At 67.2% G+C, this 10,180-nt stretch carries 11 protein-coding genes; 6 read left to right on the top strand and 5 right to left on the bottom strand.

Going from position 1 to position 10,180, the window contains the following annotated elements; translation table 11 throughout:
* Nucleotides 1-178: 178 nt before the first annotated feature.
* The 3 genes from E1261_RS47005 to E1261_RS39420 all read right to left on the bottom strand — a co-directional run bounded on the left by E1261_RS47005 (nt 179) and on the right by E1261_RS39420 (nt 2,805).
* Nucleotides 179-310, bottom strand: a complete 132-nt coding sequence (locus E1261_RS47005; RefSeq protein ID WP_272948637.1) for a hypothetical protein — start codon at nt 308-310, stop codon at nt 179-181.
* 312 nt (nt 311-622) lie between these two features.
* Complete coding sequence (locus tag E1261_RS39415; RefSeq protein ID WP_132414861.1) at nt 623-2,227, bottom strand: MDR family MFS transporter; 1,605 nt, start codon at nt 2,225-2,227, stop codon at nt 623-625.
* A complete protein-coding gene (locus E1261_RS39420) occupies nt 2,224-2,805 on the bottom strand; it encodes a MarR family winged helix-turn-helix transcriptional regulator (protein WP_132414862.1) in 582 nt (193 codons plus the stop codon). The genes E1261_RS39415 and E1261_RS39420 overlap by 4 nt, the downstream gene beginning before the upstream one ends.
* Nucleotides 2,806-2,989: 184 nt before the next feature.
* Here E1261_RS39420 and E1261_RS39425 point away from each other — a divergent pair, with 184 nt between their 5' ends.
* On the top strand, nt 2,990-3,778 hold the full coding sequence (locus E1261_RS39425; RefSeq protein WP_132414863.1) for a type II CAAX endopeptidase family protein: 789 nt from the start codon (nt 2,990-2,992) through the stop codon (nt 3,776-3,778).
* On the top strand, nt 3,775-4,500 hold the full coding sequence (locus tag E1261_RS39430; RefSeq protein ID WP_132414864.1) for an SDR family oxidoreductase: 726 nt from the start codon (nt 3,775-3,777) through the stop codon (nt 4,498-4,500). Before E1261_RS39425 ends, E1261_RS39430 begins: the two co-directional genes overlap by 4 nt.
* Here the strand turns inward: E1261_RS39430 and E1261_RS39435 are convergent.
* Nucleotides 4,497-6,059: an amidohydrolase family protein gene (locus E1261_RS39435; RefSeq protein ID WP_132414865.1), complete on the bottom strand. Its 1,563-nt coding sequence runs from the start codon at nt 6,057-6,059 to the stop codon at nt 4,497-4,499. The two genes, E1261_RS39430 and E1261_RS39435, sit on opposite strands and share 4 nt — an antisense overlap.
* A 56-nt stretch (nt 6,060-6,115) precedes the next feature.
* Between E1261_RS39435 and E1261_RS39440 the strand changes: the two genes are divergently transcribed.
* Nucleotides 6,116-6,886 carry a MerR family transcriptional regulator gene (locus tag E1261_RS39440; RefSeq protein ID WP_132414866.1) on the top strand — a complete coding sequence of 257 codons (771 nt, stop codon included), beginning with the start codon at nt 6,116-6,118 and terminating at the stop codon, nt 6,884-6,886.
* Here the strand turns inward: E1261_RS39440 and E1261_RS39445 are convergent.
* Nucleotides 6,883-7,485: a DUF642 domain-containing protein gene (locus tag E1261_RS39445; protein ID WP_165952805.1), complete on the bottom strand. Its 603-nt coding sequence runs from the start codon at nt 7,483-7,485 to the stop codon at nt 6,883-6,885. The two genes, E1261_RS39440 and E1261_RS39445, sit on opposite strands and share 4 nt — an antisense overlap.
* Before the next feature lie 126 nt (nt 7,486-7,611).
* Between E1261_RS39445 and E1261_RS39450 the strand changes: the two genes are divergently transcribed.
* The 3 genes from E1261_RS39450 to E1261_RS39460 are packed head-to-tail and all read left to right on the top strand — an operon-like array spanning nt 7,612 to nt 10,141.
* Nucleotides 7,612-8,559 carry an ABC transporter ATP-binding protein gene (locus tag E1261_RS39450; RefSeq protein WP_132414868.1) on the top strand — a complete coding sequence of 316 codons (948 nt, stop codon included), beginning with the start codon at nt 7,612-7,614 and terminating at the stop codon, nt 8,557-8,559.
* Nucleotides 8,559-9,341: an ABC transporter permease gene (locus tag E1261_RS39455; protein ID WP_132414869.1), complete on the top strand. Its 783-nt coding sequence runs from the start codon at nt 8,559-8,561 to the stop codon at nt 9,339-9,341. Before E1261_RS39450 ends, E1261_RS39455 begins: the two co-directional genes overlap by 1 nt.
* Nucleotides 9,341-10,141: an ABC transporter permease gene (locus E1261_RS39460; protein WP_132414870.1), complete on the top strand. Its 801-nt coding sequence runs from the start codon at nt 9,341-9,343 to the stop codon at nt 10,139-10,141. The genes E1261_RS39455 and E1261_RS39460 overlap by 1 nt, the downstream gene beginning before the upstream one ends.
* The last annotated feature ends 39 nt before the right edge of the window (nt 10,142-10,180 follow it).

Consider the following 10,180-nt stretch of genomic DNA (forward strand, 5'->3'; position numbering starts at 1 on the left):
GTGGTCAACCTCCTCAAACTCCACAACCACACCCTCCACCCAGCAACCTGACCCCGGGGCCACCCAGCCCGACCAGCCCGACAGATTCGATGCCCCGGCCGGCAAAACGCCATTTCGCTACAGGCTCATACCGGCAGCAGCACTCCGCAAAGCCGCACCCTGGGGCAGTTCCGAACGGTTACCCCGGGCCGGTACGACGTTGGGCACGGGTCAGCCATTGGTTCGGGCCGAAGGTGGTTGGTGGGTGCAGGTACGCCGCGCCAGCGACTGCATCCGGCTCGCTCAAGGTGAGCTGGTCGACCTTGAGCACGGTTCAGCCATTGCGCTCGGCCCGAAGGTGGTTGGTGGGTGCTCAAGGTGAGGTGGCCGGTCGACCTTGAGCACGGTTCGACCGTTTCGGCGGCGAGCGGGTGGTTGGTGGGTGCTCAAGGTGGGCCGGGCGGGGCAGACGGCCACGCCATCACAGGCGCGTGTTGAGGGGTGACCGCAGGCTTGGGCGGCGGCGGTTCGGTCGATTGTGATGGGCTGTCGGTCCGCGATTTGCGTCGTACTGGCTGGTGGATGTGGAACGACCGGCCGCCTCCGAGGGAGGGGCCGGTCGCCGGAACTGCTCGTGGGTTGGTTAGTGCATGGCGGCTGAGGCTTCCAGGGAAGCGTCGTTGTCTTCGGTGCGGCCGGCCAGGCGTTGTTCGGGGGTGATGATGGCCAGGACCAGGGCGATCGCGAGGAACGGCAGGGAGACCAGGAAGACGTCGCCCATCGCGTCGACGAGGCCGTGCAGGGCCCAGCCCTTCATCGGTTCCTGGAGGGCGTGCAGCATCGGGACGCTGTTGGCGGCTTGGCTCAGCTTCTCGATCATGCCGGGGGCCGCGTTCGGGACCAGGGTGGTCAGGTGGTCGGTGAGGCGGCTGGTCAGGACGGTGCCGAAGATCGCCGTTCCGATGGCGCCACCCATGGAGCGGAAGAAGGTCATCGTCGAGGTTGCGGTGCCCATGTGCTGGCGGGGGACGCTGTTCTGCGCGGCGGTGACGGTGATCTGCATCGACAGACCCAGGCCGGCGCCCATGACGAACATGTAGATGGCCAGGTGCCAGTACGGCGTGGTCATGCTCAGCGTCGAGAGCAGCAGCATGGCCGCGGCGACCAGGATGGCCGACAGGATCGGGTAGATCTTGTAGCGACCGCTCTTGCTCATCAGCTGGCCGCTCGAGATCGAGGCGGAGAAGATACCGACGATCATCGGCAGCAGCGCCAGGCCTGAGCGGGTCGGCGACATGTCCTTCACGGCCTGCAGGTAGAGCGGCAGGAAGATCAGGGCGCCGAACATCGCGACACCGAGCAGGAACGCGAAACCGGCGTACCCGGAGAAGATGCGGCCCTTGAAGAGGTCCATCGGGATGATCGGCTCGGCGACCCGGAGTTCGACGAAGACGAAGGCGACGGCCAGTACGACGGAAGCGACGAGCAGGGCGATCGTGGTCGCCGTACCCCAGCCGTTCTCAGGACCGCTCCAGGAGATGGCGAGCAGCAGCGTGGTGACGGCCGCGGTGACGACGGCGGCGCCGACGTAGTCGATCTTGTGCGAGCGCTTCACGTGCGGCAGCTTGAGGACCGCGGCCACGACGGCCAGGGCGACCAGGCCGATCGGCAGGTTGATCCAGAAGATCCAGCGCCAGCCGGGACCGTCGGTGAGCAGGCCGCCGAGCAGCGGGCCGGCCACCGAGGACAGGCCGAAGACGGCACCGAAGTACCCCATGTACTTGCCGCGTTCCCGCGGCGGGATCACGTCGCCGATGGTGGCGAACGCGAGGGACATCAGGCCGCCGGCGCCGAGACCCTGGACGGCCCGGAAGCCGATCAGCATCTCGATGTTCTGCGACAGCGCGGCCAGCACGGAACCGGCCAGGAAGGTGACGATCGCCGCGATGAACAGCGGGCGGCGGCCGTAGAGGTCGGAGATCTTGCCCCACAGCGGGGTGGAGGCGGTCGAGGTCAGCAGGTACGCCGTGACCACCCAGGACAGCTTGTCCAGGCTGTTGAACTCACTGACGATCTGCGGCAGCGCGGTCCCGACGATGCTCTGGTCGAGGGCGGCCAGGAACATGCCGGCCATCAGGCCGCCGAGAACGACGAGGATCTGCTTGTGGGACAGGTACTGCGGGGCGTTGTCACCCGGCCCGGAAGCGGGTGCGGCGCCGCCGGCAGTGGCGGGCTCGGTGGTGCTCATGTAGTGCTCTCCAGGTTCTTCTCGGTGTTCTCGCGGGCGGCGTCGTCATCGACGCCGGGCGCGGAGCTTTCGGTACGGCGGGCGGCCTGCATGGCTGCCCAGCCCTTGTCGGCCCACGCCATGCCTGGCGGGGTCTCGGTGCGGGCGGTGACGGCGTCTGCGAAACGCGTCATCAGTCGCCCGAAGGTCTCGACCTCGTCCTCGGACCAGCCCTCCAGCGCGGTGCTGAGCAGCTCCATCCGGCGGCGGGAGTTCTCTTCCCACTGCGCGACGCCCTGCTCGGTCAACTCGACGCGGAAGGCGCGGCCGTCGGCCGGGTCGGGGGAGCGGCGGACGAGGCCGAGCTGCTCCAGCGCACGGACGTGCCGGCTCGTGGTCGACGCGTCCAGCTCCATCCGGGCAGCCAGCTCGGACAGGCGCAGCGCGCCACTGCAGCGCAGCACGAACAGCACGATGTGGGCGCTGTGGTCGATGGTGTCGCCGGGCTGCTTGGCCTTCAGCCGGCGGCCGATCCGGGTGAACGCGTGCATGACGCCCTCGATCGAGGTCTGCGGGGTGTACGCGTCATTTACTTGCATGCTGCAAGCATATACATAGTTGTATTACGCACGCAAATAGTTTCCGTTACCAACGAGTGCGTTGCCACTCATTTGCCGTCCGTGCTCTGTCGGTCACTCAGTGGAGTCGAGGTAGGTCTGACACCACCCCTGAGGGTGGTTCAGCGCCCTGGTCGCTACTGAGCGTGGCCGCCAGGCTGAGGAGGTGACGACGAACGTGGTGGAGAGCAAGACGATGACAAGACGCCGATTGGTCGAGTTCGGCGTCCTCTGTACGGCGCTCACCTGGGTGCCGTACCTGTTTCTGGGCGTACTGAAGGCAGATCTCGACCAGCCGGTACCGCGGCTCGTCTTCGGACTGGCGGCCTCGGGACCCTCGCTGGCCGCCCTGGTGATGTGGCTGTGGCACCGGGAGCGGCGCCGGGGCGTCTGGTGGTCGATGGGCTGGCCGATCGCGGCCGTCGTACTGGGTGCTGCCGCTCCGCTGGTAGCGACCGCGCTGATCGGCAACCTCTCTGAACTGCCAGGCCACGCGAGCTCGGTGATCGCGGGAGCCGGCGGGATGTTGGGGGCGGCCGTCTACACGCTGCTGGCCGGTCCGATCGCGGAGGAGTTCGGTTGGCGAGGCTACGTCCAGCCGCGGCTACGCCAGTACTACGGACTGGGTGCGACGACTGCGATTCTCGGTACGGCGTGGTGGTTGTGGCACGTGCCGTTGTTCTTCCTGCCCGGCACAGGCCAGCACGAGGACGGGTTCTTCACGCAGCAGGGGCTGGTCTTCTTCCTGGAGCTGTTCCCGTTGACCTTCCTGATGCTGTTCGTGACTGAGCGGCTCCGGGGCGGCGTGCCGGCAGCGATCCTCGTGCACGCGGCGTGGAACCTATCGACTGAGCTGATCCCGCCGCTCGGCAATGCGGTCTGGCTGGAGCTCGCCGTGGTGACCGCTATGGCGGGTGCCGTCAGCTGGTACTGGCGGCGTACCTTGCCTGCATGAATCAGGTGGCAGTGGTGACTGGTGGTGGGTCCGGGCTCGGGCGGGAGATGGCGCTGGCGCTGGCGACGGCCGGGTACGACGTGTTCGTCACCGGCCGGACCGAATCCAAGCTCCGGGAGACCGTGGAGCTGGGTGCCGTCAAGGGGTACGGCGTTCTGGACGTGGTCGACGGTGCCGCGGTCAGGCAGTTCTTCGGTCGACTCGACCGGATCGACGTACTCGTGAACAACGCCGGGACCGGGGCGCCGGCGGCCGCCGTACCGGATGTTTCGGAGGAGGACTGGCGGCGGGTGATCGACACGAACCTGACCGGGTCGTTCCTGTGTGCGCAGGCGGCGTTCGCGCAGATGCTCAAGCAGGACCCGAAGGGTGGGCGGATCATCAACAACGGCTCGATCTCCGCGCATGTACCGCGGCCGCAGAGCATCGCCTACACGGCCAGCAAACACGCGATCACCGGGCTGACCAAGCAGCTCGAACTCGATGGCCGGCCGCACGGCATCACCGCCTGCCAGATCGACATCGGGAACGCGGCGACCGCGATGACCGAACGGATGGAACAGGGTGTGCTCCAGCCGGACGGGTCGATCGCGGTCGAGCCGACGTTCGATCCGAAGATCGTGGCGGACTTCGTGGTGCACGTAGCGCAGTTGCCGACGTCGGTCGCCGTACCGCATCTGATGGTGATGGCGGCGGGGATGCCGTACGCCGGGCGGGGTTAGCGGAACTCGAGATCCACGTCGGTCAGCGGATACCACTGGCCGGACGGGGGCTGATCGAGCATCGGGTCGTTCCAGCGTAGCCGGACGCGGTCGGGTTGCGCTTCGATGATGGTCGCCTCCTGCCAGTCGCCGTCGGTGCGCGCCCACCACGTCTCGCCGAGGCTGGATAGGCCTTTGTTTTCAAGGGTTTCGACGGCCGTCTCGCGGTCGGTGGCTGGACCGAGCGCGGATCCGAACACGGTGATCGGCAGCCAGCCCTCGGTCATCGGTACGACGTGGCCGAGCAGCTCGCCGTCTTCGCGGTACACGTCTTCCGGCGCGGGAAAGCCGGGCCACATGTCCTTGAGGGCGGTGATGATGCGGTCGGTGGTTTCGCCGATGAAGTGGATGCCGGCCAGTTCGACCTCGTCGCTGGCGGGTACGGCGATCTCTCCGGCCAGCCATGTGTGGCGGATCTGCTGCGTGGCCGTGATATCGGCCAACGGGTCGCCGTCGACCAGCAGCAGATCCGCCCGGGCACCAACTGCCAACCGGCTACGGTCGGCCAGCTCGAACACCTCAGCCGGAGCCACCGTCGCCGCAACGATCGCCTCCGCCGGAGTGAGCCCGGCCTGCACGAGGTGCTGCAGTTCGCGATGCAGAGAAGCGCCGAAGATCAGCCCTGGGTTGGGCGCGTCGGTCCCGGCGAGCACCGGTACGCCGGCCTGGTGCAGGGCGAGTGTGTTCGCCCGGGTGATGGTGTTGTCCGGTGCCTCGGGTGGCATCCAGCGCCGCGACTGCTTGTCGAGCACGCGCCGCCACCGCGCAGGCATCCGGGCCATCAGCGCCGCCTCCCGCATCAACGGCAGTTCGCCGACTGTCCCGAAGCCGTCCGTGATGTCGAGGGTGGCGATGACGGCTGCTCCGGCTGTGGCTATTGCTTCTACCTGGGCTGGCGTCATCAGATCCGACGGGGCGTGGGCGAGGATGTCTGCGCCGCACTCGACGACCTTGAGTGCGCCTGCTGCTGTTGAGACGTGGGCGACGACCTTGAGGCCCTCGCTGTGGGCGGCTTCGACGAGGGCTCGGATGGTCGGCTCGTCGAGGGTGGGGATGTTCATGGCGGCGCCGGAGCCGTCGTCGTAGATCAGCTTGAGGTGGTCGGCGCCCTCGGCGATCCGGTCAGCCACGAACTGCTTCGCCTCGGCGGCACCCTCGACGTGCGGGAAGGGCGCGTAGGCAAGGGTTGGGTGGCCGCCGGGGGCGGTGGCGCCGATGGAGGAGGTTCGGAAGTCGGCGCCGGCGGAGCGTTCGGCCGCAATCAGGTCCGGCTTGCTGAACTGGTCGATCAGAGTGGTGACGCCGTACGTGGCGGCCAGGCGGCTTGCCCCTGGGACCAGGTGGACGTGGGCGTCGATCAGGCCGGGGAGCAGGGTGCCGCCGTTGACGAGCTCGTCGCCCGGTTGGGCGAGGTCAGGGCCGCCGATCGCGGAGATGCGGCTGTCCTCGACCCGCAGGCAGTCGGCGGGCAGCACCTCGCCGCGGTCGATCAGACGAGTGTGTAGGAAGGTGATTGCCATGCTTTGGACGCTAAAGGCTGACGTAACGTCACCCTCCAGCGATTAAAGTCGGAAGTATGGAACGCACGGTTAGCCAGGTCGCGCGGCTGGCCGGGGTCTCGGTCCGGACGCTGCGCCACTACGACGCGATCGGTCTGTTGCCGCCGGGACATGTCGCGTCGAACGGATACCGGTACTACGGCCGCGCGGAGTTGCTGCGGTTGCAGCGCATCCTGCTGTTGCGGGAGCTCGACGTACCGCTGCCGGCGATCGGGCGGATCCTCGCCGAGCAGGACGACGAGATTGCCGCGCTGCGGGATCACCGCGAGCAGTTGGTCCAGGAGCGTCAGCGGCTCGATGCCGTGATCGGCTCGGTGGATCGCACTCTGCAGGGGCTGTCGGGCGACGAGAGTGTCGGGGACGAGGAGTTCTTCGCCGGGTTGTCGACCAAGCGATCGGAGCTGCAGGAGGACCTGACCGAGCGGTTCGGGCCTGGGGTGGGTGCGTCGTTCGAGGCCGCCGTACGGGCGACTGACGGCTGGGGCCGGGAGGACTACGAGCGGATGGCGGACGAGGGACGGCGGTTGCTGCTGCGATTGGGAGCCGCCCGGGCGCGCGGCGTACTGCCTGATTCGCCCGAGGCGCTCAAGTTGATGCAGCTGCACTATCAGGGGGTGTACGACCTCTGGCAGGCCGACGCGACCGGTTACTACAACCTGGGCGGGGTCTTGCTGGACAACGCCGATCAGCGCGCGTTGATCGCGTCGGTCGACCCCGAGCTGCCCCCGTGGCTGTCGGCCGCCGTACAGGCTTATGCGATTCGCAAGCTCGGCTACAGCAGCCACTAGTCGATGCGGTTGACGGCGGAGGCGGAGGCCGGGCAGAGAATCAGCAGGCAGCTCTCGACCTTCACGTCATCGATCACCGCGCCCCACTTGGTCGCCGACGTCCCGGCGAACTGCAGCACCGACGAGGTCGACAGCAGGTTGGTGAAGTAGAAGCTGCGGTAGACCCAGCCCATGGAGCTGATGTTCTTCCCGGCGATGCTGAAGGTGAAGGTGTCGACATCCTGGCCGTTGACCTGGACCTTGCCGCTCTTCACCACCGGCGGGCCCTCAGTGTTGCCGGCCACGGCGAAGGTCACCTTGTACGTCGTGAGCAGCTGCGTCGGCAGGGTCCGGGCGATCGAGCCGTCGAGGGAGCCGTTGAGGTCAAGGGATTGGCGTCCTTCGGCGTCCTGCCACAGGGTGACCGTGTCGACGGTGCCGGCGGTCACCGTCCAGCCGTCGAACTGCTGGCCGGTGAAGTATTCCTGCCACGCCGTGGACACCGGCGGGTGCTCGAATCCGGTGGCGTAGACCGTTGCGGCCGAGGCCGGTGCAGCTGTCAGGGCAACGAGCAGGGCGGACAAAGTGAGCGTGAACATCGAGCGGCGGAATTTCGGCATGGCAGTGCCTCCCCAGGCAGACGGACGGAGCCTCCGGATCAGCCTACGGTCGGGACGCGGGGCTGGTATCAGCCAACGGTTCGAAGCCACGACGAAATGTCGGGGCGTGCGGTTAGGGTCGTGGATGTGGATGAGCAGCGGGAGTCCTTGGTTCATGTGCGCGGCCTGAAGAAGTCGTACGGCGACTTCGAGGCGGTGCGCGGGATCGACCTGGACGTGTGGAAGGGCGAGGCCTTTGGCTTCCTGGGGCCGAACGGCGCCGGCAAGTCGTCGACGATGCGGATGATCGGCGCGGTCTCGCCGACCAGCGGTGGCACGCTGCGGATCCTCGGGATGGATCCGGCCATCGAGGGCCCGGCGATCCGGGCCCGGCTCGGTGTCTGCCCGCAGGACGACACCCTCGACACCGAGCTGTCCGTCCGGGAGAACCTGACCATCTACGGGCGGTACTTCGGCCTCAGCCGGGCCGAGTGCCGTGAGCGGGCGGATGAGTTGCTGGAGTTCGTCGCGCTGACCGAGAAGGCCAAGGTCAAGGTCGACGAGCTGTCCGGCGGGATGAAGCGGCGGCTGACGATCGCCCGGTCGCTGGTCAGCAAACCCGACCTGCTGCTGCTCGACGAGCCGACCACCGGTCTCGACCCGCAGGCCCGGCATCTGTTGTGGGACAAGCTGTTCCGGCTCAAACAGGCCGGTGTCACGCTCATCATCACCACGCACTACATGGACGAGGCCGAGCAGTTGTGCGACCGGCTGGTCGTGATGGATGGCGGTCTGATCGCGGCTGAGGGGTCGCCGGCGGAGCTGATCCGGGACTACTCGACGCGTGAGGTGACCGAGCTGCGGTTCGGGCCCGAGGTGATGATGTCGGATCACGATGCGCTCGCCGGGAAGGTGTCTGACCTCGCGCAGCGGATCGAGGTGCTGCCGGACCGGCTCCTGCTTTATACGGATGACGGTGAGCGCGCGGTGGCCGCCGTACATGAGCGTGGTCTGAGCCCGGCTGCCGTGCTGGTACGGCGTTCGACGCTCGAGGACGTGTTCCTGCGGTTGACCGGCCGGACGTTGGTGGACTGATGTCTGTCGCGCTGGAGAACGGACGCCGTCAGTACGACTACTGGCTGACGGTCTACAAGCGGACCTGGAAGGGCACGCTGATCAGCAGCTTCCTGCTGCCGATGCTCTACCTGGCCGCGATGGGGATCGGTCTGGGCTCGTTCGTGGACAGCAAGGGGACTGATGCGCTGGGTGGCGTGAGCTATCTGCAGTTCATCGCGCCCGGTCTGCTCGCGTCGACCGCACTACAGATCGCTGTCGGCGAATCGACGTACCCGGTGTTGAGTGGGCTGAAGTGGCAGAAGTTCTACCACTCGATGATCGCTACTCCGCTGCGTCCTGCTGATGTGGTTTATGGGCAGCTCACGTTCATTGCCTTCCGGGTGGCGACGACGTGCGTGGTGTTCCTGGGCATCATCGCGTTGTTCGGTGGACTGCATTCGCCGCTTGGCCTGCTCGCGTTGCCGGTGGTGGTGCTGGTCGGCATGGCGGCCGCGGCGCCCGTGGTCGCCTTTGCGAGTGGGCTGGAGAACGATTCCGGTTTGGCGATGGTGTTCCGCTTCGGCGTGGTTCCGGCGTTCTTGTTCTCCGGTGCGTTCTTTCCGGTGTCGCAGCTGCCGAACTGGATCGAGTGGCTGGCCTACCTGAGTCCGTTGTGGCACGGCGTCCAGCTGTCGCGGGACCTCAGCCTCGGCACGCTCCACCCCTGGCTCGTGCTGCTCAATCTCGCGTATCTGCTGGCCTGGTTCGGGATCGGGACCAAGCTCGCGATCCGCGGTTTCACGAGGAAGTTGATCGGCTGATGGCGACCCTGACCGCCCGGGTCGTCCCGGTCCCGCTCCGGCTCGGTGGCCGGCACATCGTCGAGCGCAACTTCCTGCTCTACAAGCGATCCTGGGTCGTGTTCCTGTCCGGCTTCACCGAACCCGTCTTCTATCTGCTGTCGATCGGGATCGGTGTCGCCCAACTGGTCGGCGACTTCACGCTCGCCGACGGGACCACAATCGGGTACGCCGCGTTCGTGGCGCCGGCGATGCTGGCCAGTTCCGCGATGAACGGGGCGATCTTCGACTCGACGTACAACATCTTCTTCCGGATGAAATACGCGAAGCTGTACGACTCGATGCTGGCCACGCCGATGCGGCCGTGGGACATCGCCACGGGTGAGGTGACCTGGGCGTTGTTGCGGGGCGCCTGCTACTCGGCCATGTTCGTGCTGGTGATGCTCGGGCTCGGCCTGGTCGAGTCGTGGTGGGCCCTCGTCGCGCTACCGGCCTCGGTGCTGATCGGGTTCGCGTTCGCCGGGGCGGGGATGGCGCTGACCACGTTCATGCGTAGCTGGCAGGACTTCGAGTTCGTCCAGCTGGCGACGATCCCGATGTTCCTGTTCTCCGCCACCTTCTACCCCATCGAGACCTACCCCGGCGCGATCCGCTGGCTCGTCGAGATCACCCCGCTCTACCAAGGCGTCCACCTCGAACGCGCCCTCACCACCGGCACCGTCAGCTGGACCCTCCTCCTCAACGCTGCCTACCTCACCGCCATGGGCGCCACCGGCATGTACATAGCCTCCCGCCGCCTAGGCACCCTCCTCCTCAAGTAACCCCCGCGCCCCGCTCCGCCCGGCCCCTGCGAGTAACAC

The sequence above is a fragment of the Kribbella albertanoniae genome, from assembly GCF_004348455.1.
Taxonomy (GTDB): Bacteria; Actinomycetota; Actinomycetes; order Propionibacteriales; family Kribbellaceae; genus Kribbella; species Kribbella albertanoniae.